Raw genomic sequence first — 25,465 nt, forward strand, 5'->3', positions numbered from 1 at the left:
TCTATTATTTTAATGGCATACGAATTTTTTACCAGTTTTTTTCTTCCGATATAGTTGACTTTTTTTCCGATAATGATTACAGTAAAAAAAATGGTGAAAGGAGTCCGGGTCATGAATTTTTACGAAGCTGGAGACAGGGATTTTTCCATTCAGTTCTGCGAATACAACTATTCAAACCCTGATTATGATCAGATCTACCGCCCCAACGGAAGCGGAGACTATCTGTTTTTGCTTTTTAAGACACCCATGAAGGTGTATCTGGATAAAAGACTCAGTATTTCCAAGGAAAATGCCTGTATTCTCTATGCCCCCGGATATGAGCAGCATTATAAGGCTGTTCACAGATTCCGGAACAGCTACCTTCATTTTTCCTGTAAGGCAGATCTGAAAAAACAGTATGGGATCCCACTTAACACTGTTTTTTATCCGGGAAACTGTGAAGAGATCGATGCCTGCATCCGGTTCCTTCACAAAGAACATATAGCAAATGATTTATTTTCCGATGAATACGAATATACTCTCTTTCAGCAGCTTATGATTACGATTGCAAGGGGACTTAAAAGCCATCAGATACATGGAAGTGGAACGGAAGGAGACAATCTTTATTCTGCATTTCGAAAGCTTCGGCTGGAAATGCTCACGAACTACGCTAAGCCATGGGACACCACAGAGCTTTGTAAAAAGGTCAGTCTGGAAAAAAGCCAGTTCTATTCCTGCTATCAGAAATTTTTCCAGAGTACCCCTCATGCAGATTTGCTTCAGATTCGTATGGATAAGGCAAAGAACCTGCTGACAAATGAAGCACTGACTGTCCAGCAGATTGCGCAGATGTGCGGATTTTCAGATTTTTCCCATTTCAGCAGATATTTCAGGAAACAGGCAGGATGCTCTCCCCTGCAATGGCGCAGGAAAATGGGAGAGCCCCATTGATACTTTAACGATATTTCCAGATTCCGTGAAGTGCATAGGACAAAAAGAAACAGGCACTTCTCAGCGGTCCATAGCCAACGTAACGGTACACCTGATAGGTCATGATGGCAGATTTGGCTTTGTTTCTTGACTTTCCGCCCTGGGACAGACGATATTTCAGATAGGGCCTATTAATTCCTGTGGCATGTCCGTATTTTCGCACCACCTTCAGCCAGGTGATATAATCCTCATGGCTGTCATCATGCTCCATTGGAAATTCCAGTGCCACCTCACGGAGAATCAGAACAGAAGAACAGTTAATGCTGTTGTGTTTCAGAAGCTCATGATAATCCAGCCTGGATTTAACCGGAATATACTTGCCTGTGAAGGTTCCGTCCGGATTCATGAGATCACGTCCTGTGGAGCAGATTACATCACCGGTCATTTCAAGAGCGGCCAGCTGTGCCGCCAGTTTTCCCTCTTCCCACCAGTCATCCGCATCCAGAAATGCCACATATCTGCCTTTCGCAACAGACACACCGCGGTTACGGGAACCGGCAGCACCGAGATTGCGCTCATTTTTTATATAAACAAAATCCGGTCTGTTTTCCCATGGAATGAGAGCTTCCCGGGTTCCATCAACAGAGCCGTCATCAATGATAATCAGCTCCAGTGGTACATCCTGCGCATAAACAGACTGCACTGCCCGGGCGATGTATTTCTCACCATTATATACGGGCATGATCACAGATATTTGCGGGGTTCGCCCTGCTTCCCCTTTCGTATTTGTATTCTGAAATTCACTATCCTGTATGGTTCCCACCCATTTCTGTCTTTCCACGTTATGCACTCCTTATTATTTCTGCTTCTGAAGCGTTTTCATTGTTTCTATTATAGCCCAGAACCTTTTCTTAGTCCAGAAAGGAAAAAGATTATGAATCTAGGAAATACTGTAGATAATTTACATGCAATATGTTAGACTCAGATTTAACAGATAAGGCGCCGGAAATATGTTTAATTCCGGCAAATTACAAAAGAAATTTTCAAAGAAAGGGATTTTTATGGCAAAATTCTATAAGTGTGCACAAAAGCACAGCAACAGGAAAACCAGGGGAAAGGGCTTTACGCTGGCAGAGCTTTTAATTGTAGTTGCAATCATTGCAGTTCTCGTGTCTATCTCCATTCCCATTTTCACCTCTCAGCTCCACAAGGCCAGAGTCGCCACTGACTGGGCAAACCTGAGAGCGTATTACGCGGAAATACAGGCAGACTTTATTTCAACTGGGAAGTATAATAAGAAGGTGCCTTATGAGGATAAACAGGGTAGTACTGGTTTTGATGCTTTCGGACTTAAAGAAATCACTTTTTTAAATGGGCAGAAAGTAAAAATGTAGGAAGGTCGTTTCTGGGTACGAGAAGATAATAGCAAAGGATATACTATAGCATACAATTGCAACACCTGGGATGCTAAATGCGAATTAATACTTGGTTCCTATAGTTAAAATCTTCTACACATCCACGGAAGCAGGGAGAGAAATTGTCTTTCCCTCGCTTCCGTATTCTGTTGTTACAGGCGTTACAGCAATCAGGCAATTCCATATTCTATCAGCAGTTTATTTCGATATTCCTTATCCGTGGTGACTTTTAATAATTCGCTGATGCGATTTGATAACATAAGCTTCTCGATTAGATCGCCATTTCATCCTGACCTTCTTGTCTTCCCTCTTTCCGACCTTCTTGTCTACTATCCCGCAACATTTCTTTAATCGCTTTACACATGTCAAATCCGCCTCCTTCGGTTTGTATTTTCAGTTTAATCAGTTGCAAGTTCCGGATGTGGCGTTTTCTTCCTTCATGCACACTCCCTTCTGAGTGAAATAACAGTGTGCAGAACGCAGCATATACTCTTTTAATACACTTTATATTATAATAATACATAATTTAATTGTGTTTTTCAAGTATTAGTATATTTTTTATTTGTTTTTGTGCACGCATCTGTCATTTTCTATCCTTTTTATACTGTAAAACAACTATGAAATTATCTGGTCGAATGACCGGACACAGACTTTCCTGTGAGATTTTCTGTAGTGAAAGTGAATATAGTATACGACTTGAAAAATATATTGTCAATCATTAAACATATGATTTTGTTTTTAAAACAGGAGTGGTACAAGCCACTCCTGCTACGCTTTAAAGAAGGTCTTTATCAATAATCTGGTAGTTGGCCCGATGTATGTACAATGCCTTCCCATCGACCATAAGCTTTGTCATTTTCGGCAGATCGTCCGGAATTTCCCAATAGACATTATCCCCGGAAAATGCGGCGATAGGCTGTCCAAGCTGGGATTTGATGACCACAACCCTGGATTTGCCAAAATCATTTTTATACCGGTTCAAAACCCTCGCCAGAGCTGCATTATCCGTAATCCCGTTTCCGCCGTTACTGTTGACCTCGTCTAATGAAAAATCCACCTCCGGTTCCAGCCCATTCTGCACAAATACACAGGTATCTCCGCAGCTTTCGATTTCTTTTCCATCAATGGTAATGGTGATTACTGAAGACAGATCATAGCCGGTTACTGCTCTTCCATCGCTGTCATAGCTGACGGTTTCGATTTTATTTCCGGTAATGCTGATTTTCTTTCCAGAGGTTTTCAAGGTCTGATTCCCATAATTATCATAGGTATATACGGTATAATTGTTTCCGATCAATGAGCCATGAATTTCATTAATAATGGACCCCAGTTTACTGCAGCCAGTGAGCGCAACTACCAGAATTGCGGTCAAAAGGGCTGCAAATGTCCTCTTCTTTTTCTTTTGCATTTTTCTTCTCTCCATGTATTTTATGTTTGATATGCTTCTGCTATAACTTGAATCAAAAGATACTTACAGATTTATAGTAGCATGACAAATCACAGAACACAAGATGAATCACTGTCCCACGTTTTAAATTATTTTAGTTCAGGTTATCTGTTCACGCCGAGACCAACAGCCGCTTCGCGACGCACAGAAATCATGTATTCACATGATTTAGCGCCATTCTCACGCCAAACCAAACTCCACCAGTAACTTATTTCGATACTCCCGATCGGTGCTTGCTTTTAACAGCTTGCTGACACGGTCTGCCAAAATAAGTTTCTCACTCAAGGTCGCCATTCCATCTTGCCCTTCCAATCGTCCTTTCTGACGCCCTTCCTGGCGCCCTTCCTGTTCTCCTTCCTGTCTACTAACTCGCAGCATCTCTTTAATCGCTTTACACATGTCAAATCCGCCTCCTTTGGATCGTACTTCCTGTTTGCTCAATTTCAGCTGATATATAAAAAAATCTCGCAACGGTATGTTCGGCATATAGGTTGCCCGGTGTTTTTTCTTCTGACAGGCGTCTGAAAATACATACCTCATTTAACATTCAGCAATCGCATTCAGAACTCCTGCTTTTTTCATTTTCAACGGATTTAAAAGCATAAATTTCTGAAATGCGATTAGATAAATCGGATATAAGATATGTTATAGATTATATTAAATATATATTTTTTATTATAATGGCATTGTATTCTAAAGTTTTCAAGTGCTTTATTTTGTTTCACTCAAAAGCATCAAAAAATATGAATTACTGGCTTTCAAGCACAGCTTGTGCAAAAAATTTTATATTAGTTGATATCTTGTTTTGGATAATTATTGTCTTTTTGTTTGATTCGCAAATGTTACGAAAATTACAACTTATTTTGTCGAAAATGCAAATGGATTTCTAAAAGGCTATATGCTATCATTAAAAAGAAAGAATATGCTTTTTATCACCAAATATATAAGAAAAAGGGATGTTTATGAAAAGAAAATTGAAGTCTGACAGAGGTTTTACGCTGGCAGAACTTTTAATCGTTGTGGCAATAATTGGTGTATTGGTTGCCATCGCCATTCCCATCTTTACAAGCCAACTTGAAAGAAGCCGTGAAGCGGTGGATCTTTCTGATGTTAGGTCGGCTTATGCGGAAGTGATGATGGCGGCGATTACGGGGGATACCAGTGCTACGTATACGAAAGACAGCGGACAGAAAATATACAAAGAAATGGATGGTACCTATTCTATTATGGTAACGCCTCTAAAGCAACAGAAAGATGACTGGCAAACACCGTTGCCGATTACCATCGGTGGAGTATCTTCGAATGCCGGAGACACATATTGGAAAGGTATTCCTGGACCAAAAGGATATTGTGAAATTACATATCATCCACAGACAAGTACAGGGAATGAATATGTTTCATTTTATTGGACTGGGGGAACGGATAATGGTAATAATCCAACTTTAACTCCTGTACCAACACAACCGATATTTCCTACAGAAACTCCAACTCCTACTATACCAGATAATACCATTACAGACGTTGATTCAGTTGTAAATAAATGGGGAAGTTATAATTGGCCAAGCGAACCTGCATCTGGAGCAGGAATAACAATAAAAATAGATTTAGATTATGGTCAACTTATTAGCTATCATGATAGTAATAACAATGTTAAATATTATGTCGTAGCCAATGAAAACGGATATAAAGGGCGAGAACTTGGATCATCTCAAGATCAGGGACATTACTATTGGACGCCTGATGGAGCAAACGGCGATTTAATAGCGATTACAAAAAATCCACCCCATACGTGGAAAAATGCAATAAACGGAGTTATATATAACTTGTCAAAAGGGGATATTTATATTGATCCACAGGGTTACACATATATTTATAAGGCTACTAGTACAAATCAAAGCGTCCCTAATGGAGTTGGTAATTCTCAATGGGTAAAAGTATTAGATAATAAAAACTGAAAATGGAAGTAAAAAAATATCCTGTTCAAGTCCATTGTAATATTAAACTGCAATGGACTTGACAGGAGATCAGTTTTGTCACTTTCTTTTCCGTATTTCCAACATCATATTCCCTATGCCAAGCTCTTCTTCCTCTTTCCGGTTATGTTTGCAAATTTTAAACATCTGCTCAAACTGTGTTTTCAATTATTTACCTGTATAAAAGAGACTGACGTAATGCATACAGAATCTTTTCCCTCTTGACCTTTCGGAATTTCAAAAGAAATCCGAACATCATCATCGCGCCCTTCTTCGTGTGTATAATCAAATTCATATTTCCCCAATTTTTGAATATTTTGTTCGAGGTAGGTATTATTGCCATTTCTATTAGACAGTCTGACCTTTAGATTCGCGCCACACTCTTCTATATTAACAACAAGTTTGTATTTTTTATTCGCCTGTAACATAATCGTTCCATCGCCACCCTGTTTTAGCACACTATCCTTATGAGAAAAAGGAGTTAGAATTGCCTTTCCATTCTCAAATTTCGCATTTATTACCTCCCATCCGGCTGTGCTATCCCAGAAACTGCTATCTATCAGGATATTATTTTCCCCATTTGAACCGCTATCACCATTTTGGCTTTCTCCCTCAAACTTAATGTAAACCGTTTCTGTATCAGCATGATATTCTACCCACGCCTGTGTCCCGGGAATTCCTTCAATAACAGAAAAATTTCCCAGACTATTGGGGATTGTCTCCGTTTGCCAGTCTGGCTGTTTTTGCCTAAGATTGATTTTTTCAAAATCTTTTCCATCAATATTCACATTTCCATCGACTGTAATTGCTTCATCCATAACCTGTGCATACTGTGCCCTTATATTTGCAGCATCGGCTGCTTCTCGGCTTTTTTCAAGCAGGCTGGTAAATATGGGAATACCTATTGCCACCAATACTGCTATTATGGCAACAACAATGAGAAGCTCTGCCAGTGTAAAACCTTTTCTTTTTTTCTTCATAGTTCCTTTGCTCCATAAACGAATATGTCTCCTATCGGCGACAGTACTGTATATGCCTGAATTAGTCAAATACAATTGCGATTCTTAGAATAGAGTAACATATAAGCTCGTGAAGTACAATGTAATAAATGAAAATACTGAGGTTGAACTATATTTACCCAAAGAATTGTAATTCTTCTGGAATTAAATTGGGTGGCTGCTATCAAAGGCTGCCACCCAATTTTACCCTTATGCAATTCCCAACTCCGCCATCAGTTTTTTTCGATACTTTTTATTATTACTTGCCTGCAATAAATCATTAATACGCCCAGCAGAGACTAACTTTTGAATTAATTCATTCATTCGTTCTTCTGTCTTACGTTCGCCCTCACGTCTGCCCTCACGAATACCTTCCTGTTTGCTGTCTCTCATCATATCATCAAACGCCTTGCACATATCAAATTCACCTCCCACCGTTTCAACATCTCTCTTTATAAGTTTCATGGCCCTAATTCCCGACATTACAGTAAGTAGGTCAAATGTGTCTTCTTCTAGTTTGGAGAAAACCTCTTCATTTGCCTTTACATACTCCCGTAAAGCCGTTTTGTCATTCGTTCTTTGCAAAAATCCACAAACCTGTTGTAAATCGGTCTGGAACCAGTGTATATTTTTGAAATAATACACTTCAAAAAGCAGCATTGGTGTCTCGAAAAATAATTTCTGCAGTTCTTCTGGAAAATCATTTGCTCCGGTCAGATCATCCATTTTAAAGGCTGCCTGCCATGAAAAACAATTCCATTCAGAAGATCAACTATCCGCCGTGGATCTTTAAAGTACTCAATTGATGTGGCGTTCTTTTCCCGCATGCACACTCCTTTCTTTGTATGAAAAAGTTATGTAAAGTCATGTGTACAATACAAGAACGAACATTTTGTACTATCATTAGTATATACATATATTTTGTATTTTTCAAGTATTAGTATACAAAAATATAACTTTACAACAACTATTTCATACCCACGCAAAATATTCATAACGAAATGGAATTACCTGACCGAATGGTCAGATTTAGATTTTTCTTTTGTAAAAGTAAATTAAGTATACGACTTAATGAAGGGCAATGTCAATCAGAAAAATTGAGGATTATGTATATGATTTTCGTAAGAATTGTGCAGAAAAGCAGGCCAGAAATGCCTTCTGGCCTGCCCGGTAAAAAGGATTATTTAAATTGAAATCACCCAAATTTCCTCATATTACTAAGGTCTGTCAGGTTGATCATCTGTGTTTCGCCGACTTCACCTGTTGGGCTCATCGGGCATACGGCGTAATTTCGTGTTTCGCTTCCTATCGTAAGTTTAGCCACATAATGCCAGCGAGACCATTCCTCAGTGCCTCTCTGATAATCGCCATAACAATTGTGAATATCGTCAAAACCACCGATTAACTTTGCAAAATCACAAAGGGCTGCCGGTGATGTGCAGGAATCCCAACGATAAGATACAAAAAATGGAGTATTAGGTTCTGCAGCCAGAGATACCAGATAATTTCCATGTACCGTTACATATTTGAAGCGACCTGGCTCTGTGAGATAATCACTTACAGCGTCCATTTTTTCAAATGGAGTCATATCGGAAGTTGTAACTTTATTGATAATGTCAGTCATCCATGCTTTCTCAGCCTGGTCATAATCCATAACATTTAATGCCACTGTTTTTGCAACCGTGTAACCAGACATGGAGTATTCTCGGAATTCGATATCGTAAGTTCCTGCTTTTTCAAAATATACATATCCGATATAACCGCCTTTTACTTTTTTCAGGGAAGTGGTCTCGGAATCGCCGTTTTCATAAGGAATATCATCATATATGTGCGTTGTTCCACCTGAATACACATTTATCAAAGGGCTTTCTCCATCACAGATCAGTCTAAAAGAATTCAGATCCTGATTGTCTGTTTTTATAAAAAGAGGTTTGATACACTGTGTGTAAATATCTGCTTTCTGCTTGTCCAAACCATAAATTTCATAGGTATATTTAGCAGGTGTTATGCCTTTCGTATCATATATTGGCAAATCTACTTTACGAATTTCGCTCCACGGTCCAACGACTTTTACATTATTGCGGATGGTGTAAGAACGTACTTTTGCATAATAACTGCGGCCTGAGTCTAAATAATAGAAACTCACACTTCCTATCCCGTCATCTTCACCGATTGTTCGCATATCCTGAACACTGTATGCAAACTTATCATTGTAAGAAAGATAACCTTCGTAACCAACATAGGGATCTGACTGGGAAAAAGTTCCCGGACAGTTCAAATCCACCCATCCGTCACCATAATCTATTGACTTGATGGCTGGAACAGGAAGGGTGCTGTCAACGGTTTCAGATGTCACTACATAAGAAGTCTCGGTATGCGGATTGTATAGCTTCTGGGTAACTGAAACCGTGGAAGTAATTTTTTGTCCATAAATATCCGTGATGGTAATCACGCATTTCCCAGGCTCAAGCGTCGCAAATAAGTGGCTGTTTCCGCCTTCAGCTTCATCTGTGGAATATACAACAGCCGGATCAGAAATATTAATGTCTTTGATTCCATTTGACGTTTCAATCTCATAATATCTTCCGCTTTCCAGGGTTATATTTGCTTTTCCCTCTTCGAGCGTTAATTTCGGAACCGGCTTAGGGGTAGGCGTTGTATTTGAAGTATTTTCTTTTAACTTTCCGCTTGTTTTGCAATGTTCTGTGGAAGACCATTTGGAATAATATTTCTTTCCTTTAATGGCCATGTAGGTACGGGCCTGCATATAATATGTAGTTCCGGCTTTCAGTCCATTGAGGGAAACGGTGTTGTTTTTGTTTCCTTTGACTGTTATGGTTTTCGCATTTTTTAATTTGGAATTTGTGGCATAGCGCAGCTGGTAACCGCTGGTCTGAGCGGTTTGCCTTTTTATTATCACACTGACAGTCTTTTTTCCAACATAACCACCCATTACCTGGGTCTTTGGAGGCAAAATGGTAAACTGCTTTTTCACTTTGCCGGCATAAGCACCTTTTCCAATAATCTGAACCGTATAGGTGCCTACCTTTTTGCAGCCCTTGGAATATTTCAGAACATAGTTTTTCTTCTCTTTCAGGACTTTGCCCTTATAGGTGACGCTTACCTTCGGGCGCTGGACTTTTTGATTGTAGGTGAGTTTGGTGGCTGATAATTTGATTTTGGTGTTTTTCACATTTACCTTTGCTGCAGCAAATACCTGGCTTGTACTGCACAGCAGAAGCAGGGAAATCATCAGGCAAAAACGAATCAGCCGGTGGAGGTGGTAATTCTTTTTCATAAATTTTTGCTCCTTCCTGCTAATTCCAAAACATGTTCTTTGCTAATTTTCAGTAAAGCCGCAATCTTTTCAATGCCCATTCCATCCTGAAGTAACGAATTGACAATTTCTTTTGTTTTCAATTCCTTTCCTTCCTGTATTCCCTCTTGTATTCCTTTTTGTATTCCTTTTTGTATTCCGCTTTGCTCACCAGCCTCAAACTCAGCTTTTCTCAGTTTACGTTCTTCCTCTTCTTTGTCATATTCAAATATACTCACTGCGATAACCTCCGCTCTATTTTTCCGAAGAAATTCTTCCAGAATTTCCTCCTGAATACATTCATCTACAGCTTTTTTTACAGCTGTTTCCAGTTGCATATATTTTGCATATTTACGAACCCGCGCTACATATATTGCATATTCCCTTAGTATCTGGCACTGTTCCATCAATTCCCTGTTACTGCCTTCATAGCATCCGGAATATCGTGACCTTGTAGTTTCTGTTTACCATAGGCTGGTCCTCCTTTTCTTTGCAGGAGTCAGAAAAGACAAGCTAAGCATACATACCTTTCATTCAGAACTCCTGCTCTTCTTCGTTAATGGGTAAAAAGCATGGATTTCTGATGTGTGATTAGATAAATCAGATGGCGGATATGCCTTGAACTATATGAGAAATATGCTTTTTATCATAATAACATTGAAGTTCTTGATTTACAAGTATTTTTCGAAAGTCTGCTAAATTCTTTTGCTTTCTTTCTTCACAGCCTATTCCCCTGGTAACGGGAATGATTTTTCAAACACGCTCTAATCCGTCACCAGCCTTACGCCATCCATAAACAAAATCTCACACCCCTTATCACCCCCAATTATAATTTCCCCGATCACCATTCTCGTATTCTTCGCCACCTGGAACCAGTCAGGATACTTTTCGGTCAGCTCTTTCATCTGTGCTGCGCGTAAGCGCTCCAGGGCATTTCCCTGAGCAATATCTTTCTCCCAACCTGACAGAAGATTTTCTCTCTGGGATACCAGCTGTGCCCAGGCAGCGCTTACGTATTCTTCCATCTTATGCCCCTCAACAGGCTTGGCTTTACAAAATCCACCCTTTTCTTTGCCGGAATTTATGCAACGCCACACACTTTTTCTACTCTTCTTCACCATCCTTCCGCCACAGCACCCACAAAAAATTTTTCCATAAAAAGGTTCCAGACTGCTGCTTCCCAATTCCCGGATCTGATGATTCCGTTTAAACTCTTTGATTCTGTTGATTTCCAGCTGTGCCGCGTCCCATATTTCCCGCTCTATGATTGCTTCATGATCATTTTCCACATAATACTGTGTCAGTTTTCCATCGTTCTTTTCCAGCTCTTTCGTAAGAAAATCCCGGATATAATACTTCTGCATAAGCAGATCTCCCTTGTACTTTTCATTTTGAAGGATGCGAACGACCGAAACCGCAGCCCAACGAGATTCGCCATGCACCACAGTTTTGCAGTAACATATGCTCACTTATCGCTTGAAAGCCTTTTGTTTCCTTGCTTTCAGGCTTTTTTTATTTTTAAATTTCGTCATATTTTACTAGCGTTTTGTATCGTTTTGTGGTGCAATAAATATTATACGAAACGGAGTGCTTGCTATGTACCTCAAAAAAACACCAAACCTGAATGGTCGGATTCGCCTTTCCATTGTTGACACCTATTACGATAAAGCTAAGAAATGCTCCCGCCAGAAAACAGTAGAATCTATTGGCCGGCTAGACGAATTAGAAAAAAAATATGATGACCCTATTGCTCACTTTCAAAAAAGAGTCGAGCCGCTAAAAGCTGAAAAGCAGCCAGACAGGCTCCCATCCACTTTACTTTTTACGATTCTGATCGCCTTTGTTTAGGTGACAAGCTGAGAAAAAACTTTGGCTATGCTGCACTGAGCCAGATCTACCATGAGCTCGGTCTCCATACTTTCCTAACGAACCGGCAGCGCCGCTCAAAAGAACAGTATGATGCCAATACCATCATGAAGATGCTGGTCTATTCCAGACTTCTTTTCCCTGCTTCAAAGAAATCTTCCTATGATGATCGGGAACATTTCTTTGAGAAAACAGACTACTCTTTAGACGATGTTTACCGCTGTCTGTCTTTCCTTGACAAACATAAAGAAAACTTGCAGATCTGGCTAAATGACCATATCAAAGAGAATTATGGCAGGGATACCAGCCTCATCTATTATGATGTTACAAACTACTATTTTGAGACAGATGAGCAAACCGATTTTCTCCGTAAAGGAGTTTCAAAAGAACATCGTCCAAATCCAATTGTGCAGATGGGACTTTTCATGGATAATCAGGGAATTCCTATTACTTATGAACTTTTTCCCGGAAATACCAATGACTGTCTGACCTACAGACCTAACTTTGGACGCATCAAAAAGCAGTTTGATCTTGGCAGAGTCATTTCCGTTGCTGACAAAGGAATGACAACAGGTGATAACATCTGGTACACGATCAACACGCCCACTCATGACGGATATGTTTTCAGTATGTCCATCCGGGGCGCAGAAAAAAGCATCAAGGACTATGTTCTGGAACAGGAAGGTTATGAATGGCTTGGTACAGAATACAAGCGGAAATCCCGCAAGTCTCCAAGAACAATCCAAGTATCCTCTGTTTCGGGCAAAAAAATAAAAAAGCAGGTAAATGAGAAACAGGTTGTCTTCTGGAGTGAAAAATATGCCAAACGAGCAAAAGCAGAGCGTGAAGCTGCACTGACAAAAGCAAGAGACCTGGCAAAAAATCCAGGGAATTATATAAGAGCCACGTCTTATGGTGCTGCAAAATATGTCAAAAAATAGACTATGACAAAGAAACCGGAGAAATCCTTACCGCCTCTTCTGGGCTGGACATTGATGAGGACAAAATCCGGGAGGAAGAATCACTGGATGGTTACTACATGCTCTTAACCAGCGAAATGGAGACATCTGACGACGAGATTATCGATATGTACCGAGGTTTATGGAGAATTGAGGAATCTTTTAAAGTAACCAAAAGTGAACTGGAAGCCAGACCCGTGTATGTCTGGACAAAAGAACATATCGAAGCACATTTCCTTACCTGTTTTGTAGCTTTGACAATCGCTAGAATACTGGAAAATAAACTGGAGCGAAAATACAGCATCGGAACTATTTTGGAATCTCTGTCAAAAGCCAAATGCAGCCTAATCCAGCAAAACTATTATCTGTTTGATTATTACGATGAAGTTTTAAAAGATATCGAAAGAGTTACAGATATTGATTTTGGAAAACGTATCCGTACGCTAGGGGAAATAAAAAAAGTTTTAGCAAAGACCCAAAAATAGAAAAAACACCATGAAAATCTGACAAAGCAGAAAGCCCGCCAAGCCCTGTATTTACTGGGTTTGACGGGTGTTTTATATCCATTTAGCTGCAAAAGTCAGGGTCTTTCGCAACTGTTAGAATATGAAAAGAGTATGCGAACTACGGCATTTTTGCCATTTATTCCGTACAAAAAATAAGATAAAAAAGTAGAAATGATGTAGAATATTTTTCAATAAAATTTGTACTAAAACAGAACATAAAAATTCCCACGAGAAACAATGCTGCTTTTCTGTTTCTCGTGGGGAAATAGTTATACAAAATCAAAACTCAATTGCGTATATTCTTCTATATCTGCAATTTCACATAAATAGTTCTCTAAATCCTCATTGGTTTTAATCACTGCTGCCTGATATAAATTCTCCAAAACATTATTTCCTGTAGAATATTTCAACAAACCGTGATAATAACAAGCCAGGCGGCGATTCTGTTTTTTTGCATACTCTGCAGTATGCATAGTACCACTTTTTTCCATAGCTTCTACTACCAGAACCCCCTGAGACATGCCACTTTGAAGTCGGTCGCGCTGCACGAAACGATATTTCTCAGGTCTTGTTCCTTCGGGATATTCGCTAATAAGACATCCGCCCTGCTTTAAAACTTCTTCTGCAATCCATTGATTAGATTTCGGATATATTTCATTTATTCCGCAAGGAAGAACCACTGCGCATTTCCCCCCTGCTGCCAGAGCCCCCTTTAGAGCTTCTGCATCACAGCCAAGTGCAAGACCATTTACAAGATTAAAACCATTTTTGCCTATAATACTGCCCGCATTATAAGCCAACTTAGCACCTACAGCCGATATCTTACGTGATCCTACAACCGCAATACTTTTATGCTCATTCAAAATATCAATATTTCCTCTATAGTACAAAACCTCTGGCCGGTCTTTTATTTTTTTCAAATCATGTGGATAATTTGTTTCATCAACTCGACAGATTTTTATTTCCTGCCATAGTGTTGTTTTCTTTTCTTCCATAAGCTTTTCCATTTTATATTGCCTTACCCAATGCAAACATTTCTACATTAGCGGCTCCACGATTTAATAAAATTTCTTTGCAGACATACAGAGAGTTTCCAGTTGTAGTTACGTCATCCATCAATAATACAATGTCTGCGCTTATGTCTATATCCTCTACCGTATCAATAGACTGCATATGAACTGACAGATTCCTGCTTCCTCCTGTTGCAAGCTTGTTGATTGAATGGCTTCTTCTTAAAAAATATACTTTATTATCCCTTCCATTGGCAGCAAGCATTTCTCCTAGTTTTCCAATTCCGGATTCTCTTTTTTTCCGCATTACTGGAAGGTACCACACAAATAGTTACTCCGGGGCATATCTCACAATCCAGTAAATTGTAAAAATATTTAATCGCCGATGGTTTCTTATCCTTCAAATCCAATATTTTCCCGCTAAACACATCAAACAATGGATTCTTTATCTTTCGTTCTCTGTCCAGCCAATATTTATGATAGTTACTGTAAACTACAATTTCACCAGTTCCGTTCCATGCTTCATTTACAAACACCATGTTTATAGCCTCCTTCGAACAAATGTTTTCTTTATTTTATCAGATTGCTACTCACATTTCAACCGGATGATCATTATATTTCTCAAACTCCTTTTCCATCTTTTCCAGTATATTGGAGTATTGAAGGAGTTCGGCCACACGTTGTTCTTTGTTGTCGTATTGTTTCTTGTAGGAGACGCGGTGTTCCATGGCGGCCCAGAAGTCCATGGAGATGGTTCGCAGCTGGATTTCTACCGGATAGTATTCGTTTGCATCCAGACAGCAGACATTTACGCCGAGAATGACATGATGGCTGCGATAACCGTTGGGCTTGGGGTTCTCAATATAGTTTCTCTCACGGATGAAAATAAGGTCGGGCTGCTTCTTTAACATGTTTACCAGATTATTCACATCCCCAACAAAATAGCAGATAATACGCACCCCCGCAATATCCTGCAACTGATCCTTGGCATTTTCCAAGGTTGGCTCGAAGCCATGACGCACCAGTTTTTCCTCAATGCTGTCCTTCTTTTTGATCCGGTACTGTATGTTATGAACGGGTTTCCCCGTCTTTGTTTTATAAATAGAGTGGTTCAGCACTTCCAGACGTGTCAGCAATAGCTTCATCGCATCCTCATACGGCTGAATAAGCTCATAATACTCCTTGTCAGTCATAAGTAAAAACCCTCCTTCTCGTTTCCCATGGTACTATATAAATGTGTTCATTTGGTGAGAACGAAATAAACAGAAAATAAATGTTACTGTTCACTGGTAACGTTCCGCGAGGCGTTTTTTGTGAACAAAGTTCACAGAAAACCCGAGAATTGCGGCGCGAAATCATGCGAATGCATGATTTCTGTGCATCGCGAAGCGCGTTACTGTGAACGGAGTGAACAGTAACAAATAAATTACTGTTCACTCCCTTCCTTTTCCCCTTGAAATCCCCCTGTCGAACTGGTACTATTATAGGTAAAAGATTGACGAAATAACTGCAATTTTGACTTGAAATATCGGAATTAGGAATGGGGTAGAGAGTTTTTGATGAAGTCTTTTAAAGTCAGCATCATTTTACCGGTGTATAACGTGGAAAAATACCTGAGCGCGTGCCTGGACAGCTTATTGGCACAGACACTTGAGGAAATAGAGATCGTAGCTGTCAATGATGGCAGTACAGATGGAAGCCTGCAGATTCTGCAGGCTTATCAGTCGTTAAATCCGGAGAAGCTTTTTATATTTTCCACAGAGAACCACGGCGTCAGCAGGGCACGAAATTACGGTTTTGCCCATTCCCATGGAGAATATGTCTGGTTTGTAGACAGCGATGACTTCGTAGAGCCTGACGCCTGCAGACTTCTTTATGAAAAAGCTACCGCTGACGGAAACGACCTGGTTCTTTTCCGTTACTATAATGTAGACTCTGAGACCGGAGTCCGTAAGGAATACATTGCATCCTGCCATAATCAGAACTTCCGCGTTGCAGACAAGCCTTATGAATTACCTGCGATTTCTCCATACCCATGGATCAAGTTCATTCACAAAGATCTGTTTAACGGACTTTGTTTCCCGGAAGGAATCCGGTTCGAAGATCTTCCGGTGGCCTATCTTCTGGCTGTGAAAGCCCGTTCCATCGGATACGTGGATCAGTGCTTCTATAATTACAGAAAAAATGTAGGATTCCTCAGCCGTCTCACGCCTTCCACCCTTCACATCCGGAATGCCATTATTTTTATGAAGGAAGAAATGGAGAAGCTGGGGCTGTTTGAGCAGTATCAGGCAGAACTGGATTTCATTGCTGTGCGCCATTTTTTCTACCGTTTCTGGAAGCTGCTCACCAACTATGAGACTAACCAGAAAGAACTGAAGCTGCAATTGATCAATGAGCTTTTCGATTATATGGAATCCAATATTCCGGACTGGGAGAACAATCATTATGTCCGATATTCACTTCCGCCACATATTGGGCGGTTGCTCTGTCTTTATGGTTCCAGACAGGAAATGATTTCTTTCATAGAGGCCTGCAACGGAATGACCGTACAGCAGCAGAAAGCCTGGATAAAGGATTACAAGCTTTCTCACAAAACATCTCCCAGCTATCAGCCTGCTGAGATGATCCACCGGGAAAAAACTTCCTCCCAGTTTTATGGCTTTGCCTATACCGGAAGCCTTGCTCCTGATCCGGAGCAGATTCTTCTGGAAGCCAGCCGTGGAAAAGAAATTCCTACCTGGATATTGAAATTACTTGTGCATCTTCTGAGGAATTTTGGAGAGCACCAGATCATTGTCTCCCTGACTCAGGAGAAGCATGCCCTGTTCCAGGCTCTTCTGAACCGCTATCTTTCCGACAGCACAGCTCTGTCTGAGAATATTACTCTGGTGTGCCCGGACAGCGAAGAATACGGCAAAGTACTTGCACTCTCCGGCTACGTGATCACAGACGGACCTTTGCCCTACTATTTCCGGAAGGAAGAGGGACAGTTTGTGCTGCTTTACTGCGGACACAATCTGTATCCGGAAACCGTTCTGAACACACCGGATTCCACCGCTGATACAGGGCTTTGGCAGCATACTATGTTTATGGCAGACTGCCTGTATTTTAACAATGTACAGAACCGGGATATTTACCTGCAGGAATGTATGACAGCTAATATCTGCAAAACGCCTTACATTATCGGTTCTTCCACCCACATTCCATTGATTCCCAATGAATCACACAGGGAAAAGCTCCGCCGCAGCCTGCAGATGGATTCCATGCAGACTATTTTGTATGCACCGCTGCTTCCAGGGTCCTATATTGCAGACACTGAGCAGGCATTCCGGAATTTCATGGCAGCCCTCTACATATTTGACTGTGAACTTTCCGATCATCAGGTTTTGTATCTGCATCTGGACCATGAAAGGGAAATTGATTTTTCTGAATTTAGACATATAAAAGAAATGCCAAAAGATTTCGATGTACCGGATTTCGCTGCGGCGTGTGATATTTTTATATCGGATTATCACAATGCACTTTCTGCCAGATTCACCACAGGCACACAGATTCTACGATTTCTGTGCGGTACATTTCTTCGACACGAAAATGCAACCAGTGACCATCAGACTGTACCAGCTGCTCCTGTCCTGCAGGAAACCACTTCCTGTCTGCCCGAGAGCTCTGGAGCCTGTTTGAAAAATCATTCCTGCAATCTGCACTCCACACTTTGTGATATATTTCACCCGGAATATCCCGCATTTGATAATGTGCCGGAGTTAGTACGATATATCGGACAGTTAGAACTGATGTCTGAGAAGATGGTCACAAATGAAGCTTTACATTCAGCACCTTTTGACCAGTTTACTTCTGATACAGACCATGGGTTCAGTTCCCAGGAGCACAATTGGAATTCTTCGAAAAAAAGCTCTCTGCAAATGGAAAACAATCATGATTTACAGGCAGCAAAGAATTCCTCTGGAGAAGCCACTATTTTCGAGGAATCCCCACAATATCTTCTCACAGATATTGCAGATTCTCTCTTAAACGGACGACCGCTGCCCTATTATGCTCCAGCTTCTTCCGATGATGTACCGGCACCTCGCACACGCGTCTTGTTCTTTACAGGGCGGAAGCTTTCCCAGAATCTGGTTCGGGATTTTAATGCCCTGGCTGCACAGGCACCGGAAAAAGAATTCTGGCTTGCATACAATGATTTCCGCAATACAGACTCTGCCAAATATCTGGCACAGTTATCACCTGACTGTTCCAGCCTGCCATTGAAGCCGGATCCCGAAAAAGGTAACCGCTGGAAGCTGGCAAGTGTGCTCACCAGCCGGATGGGACTTTTCTCATTCTATCCATTGTCCCATATTTTGGACTTGGGGAAGGAAGAATATAAGAAGTGCATGGGAGAGACAAGATTCGATGAAGTCGTAATCACTTCCACAGATAGTATAAAAACGGTTGCTACGCTTCTGGCTGCTGCGCCAAAAGCGTCCTATACTTTTGACACCTTTAACCCAGAGCGCTACAGTACCTCAAGACCTTACAGACACCAGATTGCATTTCTTTGCAGAATGTTAAAGGATACAGGAAGTCTGGAATTGCCTGCCGAGCTTACCGGATTGAAGCTGACACAAAGCTCTGGCAAAAATAAAGATAAAGGAATGCTCTAGGGCGTGTTTGGAAAAGGCTTTCTACAAGATGTGCGTCACAATTTGTGGGAATGCTTTTTTATAACCCATTCCTTACGAAAGGATTTACCTATGAAATTAACCACTATCATCCCGGTTCACAATGCTGAGAAATACATCACAGCCACTTTGGACAGTGTATTGCAGCAGGATCTGGGAAATCCAGAGGAGCTGGAGGTGATCTGTGTGGATGACGCATCCACCGACGCTTCTGTTGCCCTCATAAAAGATTACCAGCAAAAAGACTCCCGCATCCGCCTTTTCCTCAACGAAAAGACCCGGTTTGCAGGAGCCTGTCGAAATAAGGGAATCGAAGAAGCCCATGGTGATTACCTTCACTTTCTTGATGCAGATGACCTTGTAGAAAAAGGTGTCTACCAGAAATACCTGTCCATTGCTGAACAGGCGGATGCCGACATGGTAAAGGGCTGCGCCGTCTGCTTTGACAATGAGACCGGCGAGCTTTCCGATACCCCGCTTTTTGCACTGTCTGACGTGCCCGCTGAGTGCTTCGATAAAGTTCTGAATTTCCACCAGGCTCCTGAAATTTTCAGCCACATCAGTGTAGTTCCATGGAATGCCATTTACAAACGGAAATTCATTTTGGAAAAGGGGCTTCGCTTTAACAATCTGATCTGTGTCAACGACCGCTCCTTCTACAGCGAAGCCGTATTCACTGCCAACAGGATCTGGCTCACTCACGAGCAGATTGTCCGTTACCGTGTGAATAACAGCGCATCCCTTGTAGGAAACCGTGCCAGAAACTTCCATTGTGAATTTGATTCCTGGCAATTGATCATGAACCAATGTACCAAATACAATATTCAGGGCCGTGAGCTGGCCATCGTAATGGAGCGTGAGCTGATTGACATTTTTATCTGGTATCGCAAATACAAGAAAATTCCGGAAATTTCAGAAGAGATTACTGCGCAGACCCAGGCGTTTGCGCAGAAGCTTGATATTTCGCCTCTTGAAGCATTCCCGCCTTCTTTCAAGTGGTACTACGATTATCTCACTTTTCTTCCGGAATTTGAGACCCTTACAAAAAATTATAACAATATTACCCAATTCAAAAAACAAGCCAAACTAATCATGCCCCAGTGCACCACCCTGGCTGACTTCTGCCACCGCATCCAGGAAGCCCCCGCCACAGACAGTACCTCTAAACGGTCAGGTGTATTAAAAAAACTGCTCTCCCATTTTAAGCATTGATTCGTCAGAAACCACCAGTTAGTTCAACTGGTGGTTTCTCTTTGCCTCATGCACCTTCGTTATTCATCCTGCTCACCGACTTCTTCCTGTGCTTCTTTGCCTCATAAAGCTGCTGGTCTGCAAGGGAAATCACCTGCTGGATGTCTGTTGAAATATTTGGGCGGAACTCGGCAATTCCAAGGGAAATCTCCACCAGGAAGGGCTTGCCGGATTTTTCATTAAACAGCTTACATGCCATCTTCACACGCTCCCGGAACTTCTCTCCGAAGTCGGCTTCCTCGCATTCCAGCATGATAATATATTCATCACCGCCCACACGGCCCAGAATATCATTGCTGCGCAGACATCCCTTTAATATTTCGGCAACACTCCTAAGGGCAAAGTTCCCTGCCGGATGCCCCCAGGTGTCGTTAATCTCTTTTAAGTGATCCAGATCACCATAGATCATATATGCCCTCTGGCCATTCCCAGCCTGGCAAACCCGCTTGGTGTGCTCCATAAACCCGCGCAGATTCAGAAGTCCGGTCAGCTCATCATACTCGGAAATAATACCAAGAACGCGGTTTTTCTCCTTAATCTCTTCCATATCTCTGGACATCTCCAGCCGTCTGGCCGCCTCTGCCTTGCTTATCTCCAGATAATGCAGGGACAGACCAATCTGCAGGCTGATCACATAGAAGAACGGGAAATCCTCCTGGTCAATGTCACAGGCCAGAAGTCCATACTGCTTCTCCCCGGAAAAAAGAAGAAAAACCATAAACTGGTGGCGCTCTTCGTCCTCCATCAGATCACAGATTCCGTTTTCCTTCATAACCAGAGGTCTTTCATAAGCCGCCTTGGTAATGATTCTGCCATTCTCATAGCTGGCAGCAAGATGAAGGTTATAAGGGCAGGTCCACTTCCGTTTTCCATCGTAAACAATCGGTTCATCCAGAAGAAAAAGATGAGTACATCTTGTATGAAGCTCCCGCATTTTCTCCATAATTTCCTTCAGAAAAGCCTGCTCGTCATCCATGCAGTCGTTTAAATCCCGGGCAAGAACCGGAATAAACCAGGATTTCCTCTGAAAACTGATCAGCTCCAGCTTCATTCCGGTAATGATCTTATTCAGCCTGTGCACCTGGGCACCAAGCCCCATAGGTGTCTCTTTCCTCGAAACATCCTCTGACACACAGCCGCAGGACTCTCTTTTTACAAAAGAAACCGGCACGCGTCTGGATACAGCTTCTTTTCCGGGATCTTTTCCATCCAGGCGGTTTACCAGATCGTAGACTGCCATTTTACCCATAAGCTCTCCGTCCTGCTGAATTGTAGTAAGGGGCGGTTCCATCCCGGATGCACGCTCACAGTCATCAAATCCGGTAATCATAATATCCTTGCCAACCACAAGCCCACGCTTCTCGCAGACACGATAGCCGGCAAAAGCCATCTCATCATTGGCAAATACAATGGCCTGGGCATCCGGGTTGCTATCCAGAAGGCGTTCCACCTGTTTGTCCACAAACTCGGAATAGTCCCCCTGGGCAATCATTTCAGGGGTTACAGGAAGCCCGTATTTCTTCATGGTTTCCAGATAAGCTTCCTTACGCTCAATGGCGTCTGTGTTATGCTCCGGTCCTGCCACGAACAGGATTCTGGACAGATGATGCTCTTCCACCAGATGAGAAATGACCATCGCAATACCACCTTTGTTGTCACAGATCAGGGAGTGACAATTGGGCACATCCACGACTTCTGTAAGAAAAACCGTGGTGATCCCATTATATTTCCGGGCAAATTCGTTGGGATCATCCTCCCGCAGCTGGATTCCCAGTGTTCCATAATTAATGATCAGACCATCCAGTCCGCCGATCAGGCTGTAGTCATGTATGGTATTAAATTGATAGTCATAGGAATTTTTCTGTTTGCTGCCCAGGACATCTTCAAAAAAGTCCTTAGTCCGGGTTCCCAGAAAAAAACAGACATTTACATCCAGCTCTGCCGCCGCCTCAGAAATCCCCTTGATATGCTCTTTTGGAAAATAGGTATGCACTCCTCCGATGAGGACTCCAAGATTATACCTCTTTTTTTCTTCCATCTTCACACCTCTTGCTGCAAAAATTTGATATTTTTTCTTTCTCCTTCATATCGCACTTCATCTGTTTTTCACGTTCTTTTTTATCCAAAATCAGCTTTTTGCTTTCGTCTATTATAACAATGTTTCCTATAGTATGTAAAGTCGCTTTGTGAATTTTCGCTAAATATATGAATCTTTTCCTCTCTCATTGCAGTGCAGATTTTTTTCTGGTATACTTTAGGCATCAAGCGCGGATCTGCAAATTAAAGCAGTAAAGAATTGGATTTTATCGGTTATAGAGGTAACCGTTTCAATCGTCCCAGAGCATATTAAAAAGGACTTTCTGCGAGCTGCAAAGTGAGGTATGCAGCTTGCGGAATTGATTTTTCAAACACACTCTGACGCCTGATAGGAAGGATAAAAAATGGCAATTAACCCCATGAAATTACTTGAACTTAAGAACCTGTGGAACGCTTTTACAAGGCGTCACCCGAAATTCCCACAATTTATTTCCGCCGTACAGCAGGCCGGCATTTCCGAGGGAACCGTGATCGAGATTCAGATCACCACACCAGATGGCAGAACTTTCACTTCCAACCTGAAAGTACAGCAGGAAGACATCGAAGCTGTGAAAAGTCTACAGAATTACCAGTAAATATTTAGCTAAATTTCATCCGGATTTTACAATGTTTTTGCACAAAAAAATTGTATTTTTATCGAAAATATTGTATAATATGGCTTAAAGCATTCCTGTTTGCAGATACAGTTCCGCGAACAGCAGCCTTAAAGAAATGAAAGTGAGGGTTCACCATGAAACAGAACAGTATGTTAGCAATGATTCTGGCAGGCGGCCGTGGCAGCCGTCTTCACGATCTTACCAACAAAGTGGCTAAACCGGCAGTTTCCTACGGCGGTAAATACCGTATCATTGATTTCCCCCTCAGTAACTGTGCCAACAGTGGCATCGATGTAGTAGGCGTACTGACACAGTATGAGTCAGTTGAGCTGAACAGTTATGTTGCAGCCGGCGGACGTTGGGGACTGGATTCCAAGGACAGCGGTGTATATGTACTTCCGCCTCGTGAGAAAGCAGACACCGGACTCGACGTATATCGCGGAACAGCCGACGCGATTTCCCAGAACATTGATTTTATAGATCAGTATGATCCGGAATACCTTCTGGTACTTTCCGGTGACCACATTTATAAAATGAATTATGACAAGATGCTTGCCTTCCATAAAGAGAGACAGGCCGATGCTACCATCGCCGTTATCGAGGTTCCTCTTAAGGAAGCCAGCCGTTTCGGTATTATGAATACTGACGGCGAAACAGACCGTATCACCGAGTTTGTTGAGAAGCCGCCAGTACCTGAGAGCAATCTTGCCTCTATGGGTATCTATATTTTTAACTGGAAGCTTCTTCGCAAGCTGCTTCTTGCAGATATGAAGAACCCGGATTCCAACCATGACTTTGGCAAGGACATCATCCCTACTCTTCTTGGCGATGAGAAACGTCTTTTCGCTTACCGTTTCAAGGGCTACTGGAAGGATGTTGGAACCATAGATTCTCTCTGGGAAGCAAATATGGATCTTCTCAGCCCGGATAATGAGCTGGATTTAAGCGACCTTACCTGGAAAATTTACACCGAAGATGTAACCGCACTTCCGCAGTATATTGGCACAGAGGCCAGGATCCAGAACGCTTACATAACCCAGGGCTGTGTAATTGAAGGCGAGGTTACCAATTCCGTAGTCTTTACCGGAGCCAGGGTGAGACCAGGTGCAAAGGTAATTGACAGTGTACTTATGCCAGGTGCTATTGTGGAGGATGGTGCTGTCGTAATACGTGCCCTTGTTGCCAATGGCGTAAACATCGGCAAGGGTGCTCTTGTAGGAAGTGCTGACAGTGAGCACATCGAGCTGATCGCGAAACGAGTAAAGGGGGCCGAATAATATGTATAAGGCATTTGGAATTGTAAACTCATCATCCAGAAACATCCGTGTAGAGGGACTTGAGGACTACCGTCCAATCGGAGCTTTCTCATTCCTGGGCAGATACCGTATGGTCGACTTCCCGATTTCCAACCTGAGCAACAGCGGCATTGACCGCATTCAGGTCTACGTGAAAGAGAAACCAAGAACTCTGGTTTCCCATATCGGCACCGGACGTCATTATAACATTAACTCCAAGAGCGGACGGCTGCAGGTTCTTTTCACTGACAGCGACCAGAGAAACAATATCTACAACACCGATATTGCTTCCTATTACGAAAATATGGAATGTATCAAAGAAATGCATCATCCGTATGTAGTAATCACACCAGATTACATGGTTTATACCGCTGATTTTTCCAAGCTGATCGATCAGCATATTCAGTCTGAGGCTGACATTACCCTGCTTTATCACGCAGTAGACAATGCGAAGGATGCTTATCTGAACTGTAATATCCTGAATTTGAACAAGCAGAAGGGTGTGCTCTCCATTGAGCCAAACCACGGAAATGCCAAGAACCGCAATATTTTCATGGACACCTACATTATGAAAAAGGATCTGTTTATCGAGCTGATCCGCAAGGCAAAGGCAATTTCTTCAGCCTTTACTCTTGCAGACATTATCAATGAGCTGCATAATGAGCTGGATGTAAGAGGAGTTTCCCACCGCGGCTTCTTCGCTTCCATCACAGATTTCCAGAGTTATTACGATGCCAATATGGATCTGATCGATATCAAGGCTGCGCAGACACTTTTCGATCCGGAATGGCCAATTTATACCCGTACCAATGATTCCTGTCCAACTCACTATTATGAGACCGCCCAGATCCGCAACTCTGTCGTTTCCAACGGCTGTCAGGTGGAGGGAACCATTGAGAATTCCATTCTCGGTCGTGGCTGCATCATTCACAAGGATGCCGTGATCAAAAACAGTGTGGTTCTTTCCGGTGCTGAAATTGGTGAGGGCGTACATGTAGAGAACCAGGTAGTAGACAAGATGGTCAAAATCCTTCATGTGAAGGAGGTTGTCTCAGATCCGGCACTTCCTGGCTACATTAAGAGAAGAGATATTCTGTAAATATTGCATTCCAGAGCCTGTTTGGAAAATCAAACACACTTAGGAA

The 25,465-nt window shown here is 41.9% G+C and carries 24 protein-coding genes and 1 pseudogene; 11 read left to right on the top strand and 14 right to left on the bottom strand.

Features of this window, described 5'->3' with window-relative positions:
• Positions 1-111: 111 nt before the first annotated feature.
• On the top strand, positions 112-930 hold the full coding sequence (locus AB5618_RS03860) for a helix-turn-helix transcriptional regulator (protein ID WP_148463603.1): 819 nt from the start codon (positions 112-114) through the stop codon (positions 928-930).
• A 4-nt stretch (positions 931-934) separates the two neighbouring features.
• On the opposite strand, the gene AB5618_RS03865 is transcribed toward AB5618_RS03860, so the two are convergent.
• On the bottom strand, positions 935-1,750 hold the full coding sequence (locus tag AB5618_RS03865) for a glycosyltransferase family 2 protein (protein WP_330386416.1): 816 nt from the start codon (positions 1,748-1,750) through the stop codon (positions 935-937).
• Positions 1,751-1,970: 220 nt separating this feature from the next.
• Between AB5618_RS03865 and AB5618_RS03870 the strand changes: the two genes are divergently transcribed.
• Complete coding sequence (locus AB5618_RS03870; protein WP_178090764.1) at positions 1,971-2,303, top strand: type IV pilin protein; 333 nt, start codon at positions 1,971-1,973, stop codon at positions 2,301-2,303.
• Between the two features lie 796 nt (positions 2,304-3,099).
• Here AB5618_RS03870 and AB5618_RS03875 read toward each other — a convergent pair.
• Entirely contained in the window at positions 3,100-3,732 is a 633-nt protein-coding gene (locus AB5618_RS03875; RefSeq protein ID WP_148463601.1) for a DUF5052 family protein, read from the bottom strand.
• A gap of 219 nt (positions 3,733-3,951) precedes the next feature.
• Positions 3,952-4,170 (bottom strand): hypothetical protein, encoded by a 219-nt coding sequence (locus AB5618_RS03880; RefSeq protein WP_148463600.1) that lies wholly within the window; start codon positions 4,168-4,170, stop codon positions 3,952-3,954.
• A 563-nt stretch (positions 4,171-4,733) separates the two neighbouring features.
• Here AB5618_RS03880 and AB5618_RS03885 point away from each other — a divergent pair.
• A complete protein-coding gene (locus tag AB5618_RS03885; RefSeq protein WP_269156301.1) occupies positions 4,734-5,726 on the top strand; it encodes a type IV pilin protein in 993 nt (330 codons plus the stop codon).
• A 182-nt stretch (positions 5,727-5,908) separates the two neighbouring features.
• Here the strand turns inward: AB5618_RS03885 and AB5618_RS03890 are convergent, their stop codons facing one another.
• The 5 genes from AB5618_RS03890 to AB5618_RS03910 form a co-directional block, all read right to left on the bottom strand.
• Positions 5,909-6,724: a Tfp pilus assembly protein FimT/FimU gene (locus AB5618_RS03890; protein ID WP_368366499.1), complete on the bottom strand. Its 816-nt coding sequence runs from the start codon at positions 6,722-6,724 to the stop codon at positions 5,909-5,911.
• 228 nt (positions 6,725-6,952) lie between these two features.
• Complete coding sequence (locus AB5618_RS03895) at positions 6,953-7,468, bottom strand: hypothetical protein (protein ID WP_148463597.1); 516 nt, start codon at positions 7,466-7,468, stop codon at positions 6,953-6,955.
• A gap of 469 nt (positions 7,469-7,937) precedes the next feature.
• Entirely contained in the window at positions 7,938-10,040 is a 2,103-nt protein-coding gene (locus tag AB5618_RS03900; protein WP_368366500.1) for a hypothetical protein, read from the bottom strand.
• The gene (locus AB5618_RS03905; protein ID WP_148463595.1) at positions 10,037-10,297 is read right to left on the bottom strand and encodes a hypothetical protein; all 261 of its coding nucleotides are present in this window, start codon (positions 10,295-10,297) and stop codon (positions 10,037-10,039) included. Before AB5618_RS03905 ends, AB5618_RS03900 begins: the two co-directional genes overlap by 4 nt.
• 525 nt (positions 10,298-10,822) lie before the next feature.
• Positions 10,823-11,527, bottom strand: a complete 705-nt coding sequence (locus AB5618_RS03910; protein ID WP_148463594.1) for a recombinase family protein — start codon at positions 11,525-11,527, stop codon at positions 10,823-10,825.
• A gap of 127 nt (positions 11,528-11,654) precedes the next feature.
• Between AB5618_RS03910 and AB5618_RS03915 the strand changes: the two genes are divergently transcribed.
• From AB5618_RS03915 to AB5618_RS03925, 3 genes are all read left to right on the top strand, one after another.
• On the top strand, positions 11,655-11,906 hold the full coding sequence (locus AB5618_RS03915; protein ID WP_368366501.1) for a hypothetical protein: 252 nt from the start codon (positions 11,655-11,657) through the stop codon (positions 11,904-11,906).
• 125 nt (positions 11,907-12,031) lie between these two features.
• The gene (locus AB5618_RS03920; RefSeq protein WP_368366502.1) at positions 12,032-12,865 is read left to right on the top strand and encodes a hypothetical protein; all 834 of its coding nucleotides are present in this window, start codon (positions 12,032-12,034) and stop codon (positions 12,863-12,865) included.
• A gap of 44 nt (positions 12,866-12,909) precedes the next feature.
• Positions 12,910-13,368 (top strand): transposase, encoded by a 459-nt coding sequence (locus AB5618_RS03925; RefSeq protein WP_207728032.1) that lies wholly within the window; start codon positions 12,910-12,912, stop codon positions 13,366-13,368.
• 290 nt (positions 13,369-13,658) lie between these two features.
• Here AB5618_RS03925 and dprA read toward each other — a convergent pair whose 3' ends face one another.
• The 3 genes from dprA to AB5618_RS03940 form a co-directional block, all read right to left on the bottom strand.
• Entirely contained in the window at positions 13,659-14,384 is a 726-nt protein-coding gene (gene dprA, locus AB5618_RS03930; protein WP_173735417.1) for a DNA-processing protein DprA, read from the bottom strand.
• 13 nt (positions 14,385-14,397) lie between these two features.
• The gene (locus AB5618_RS03935) at positions 14,398-14,724 is read right to left on the bottom strand and encodes a phosphoribosyltransferase (protein WP_173735418.1); all 327 of its coding nucleotides are present in this window, start codon (positions 14,722-14,724) and stop codon (positions 14,398-14,400) included.
• Positions 14,725-14,989: 265 nt separating this feature from the next.
• Positions 14,990-15,592 (bottom strand): GTP pyrophosphokinase family protein, encoded by a 603-nt coding sequence (locus AB5618_RS03940; protein WP_148463591.1) that lies wholly within the window; start codon positions 15,590-15,592, stop codon positions 14,990-14,992.
• A gap of 366 nt (positions 15,593-15,958) precedes the next feature.
• On the opposite strand from AB5618_RS03940, the pseudogene AB5618_RS03945 reads away from it, so the two are divergent.
• Positions 15,959-16,357: pseudogene (locus AB5618_RS03945) on the top strand (glycosyltransferase family 2 protein); the annotation flags it as partial.
• A 1,599-nt stretch (positions 16,358-17,956) separates the two neighbouring features.
• Here AB5618_RS03945 and AB5618_RS03950 read toward each other — a convergent pair.
• Positions 17,957-18,130 carry a DUF6783 domain-containing protein gene (locus tag AB5618_RS03950; protein WP_368366520.1) on the bottom strand — a complete coding sequence of 58 codons (174 nt, stop codon included), beginning with the start codon at positions 18,128-18,130 and terminating at the stop codon, positions 17,957-17,959.
• Positions 18,131-19,004: 874 nt separating this feature from the next.
• Positions 19,005-19,115 (bottom strand): DUF6783 domain-containing protein, encoded by a 111-nt coding sequence (locus AB5618_RS03955; protein WP_368366521.1) that lies wholly within the window; start codon positions 19,113-19,115, stop codon positions 19,005-19,007.
• A 38-nt stretch (positions 19,116-19,153) separates the two neighbouring features.
• Here AB5618_RS03955 and AB5618_RS03960 point away from each other — a divergent pair, with 38 nt between their 5' ends.
• Positions 19,154-20,293 carry a glycosyltransferase family 2 protein gene (locus AB5618_RS03960; RefSeq protein ID WP_368366503.1) on the top strand — a complete coding sequence of 380 codons (1,140 nt, stop codon included), beginning with the start codon at positions 19,154-19,156 and terminating at the stop codon, positions 20,291-20,293.
• A 46-nt stretch (positions 20,294-20,339) separates the two neighbouring features.
• On the opposite strand, the gene AB5618_RS03965 is transcribed toward AB5618_RS03960, so the two are convergent.
• Complete coding sequence (locus AB5618_RS03965) at positions 20,340-22,370, bottom strand: diguanylate cyclase (RefSeq protein WP_368366504.1); 2,031 nt, start codon at positions 22,368-22,370, stop codon at positions 20,340-20,342.
• 403 nt (positions 22,371-22,773) lie between these two features.
• Between AB5618_RS03965 and AB5618_RS03970 the strand changes: the two genes are divergently transcribed.
• The 3 genes from AB5618_RS03970 to glgD all read left to right on the top strand — a co-directional run bounded on the left by AB5618_RS03970 (position 22,774) and on the right by glgD (position 25,419).
• Entirely contained in the window at positions 22,774-23,004 is a 231-nt protein-coding gene (locus AB5618_RS03970; protein ID WP_226855360.1) for a hypothetical protein, read from the top strand.
• A 155-nt stretch (positions 23,005-23,159) separates the two neighbouring features.
• On the top strand, positions 23,160-24,302 hold the full coding sequence (locus AB5618_RS03975) for a glucose-1-phosphate adenylyltransferase (RefSeq protein WP_368366505.1): 1,143 nt from the start codon (positions 23,160-23,162) through the stop codon (positions 24,300-24,302).
• Between the two features lies 1 nt (position 24,303).
• Positions 24,304-25,419, top strand: a complete 1,116-nt coding sequence (glgD, locus tag AB5618_RS03980; protein ID WP_226837781.1) for a glucose-1-phosphate adenylyltransferase subunit GlgD — start codon at positions 24,304-24,306, stop codon at positions 25,417-25,419.
• Positions 25,420-25,465: the final 46 nt, after the last annotated feature.

This window comes from Ruminococcus sp. J1101004sp1_RTP21198st1_B9_RTP21198_201120, assembly GCF_040924245.1.
GTDB classification, from domain to species: domain Bacteria; phylum Bacillota; class Clostridia; order Lachnospirales; family Lachnospiraceae; genus Blautia_A; species Blautia_A faecis.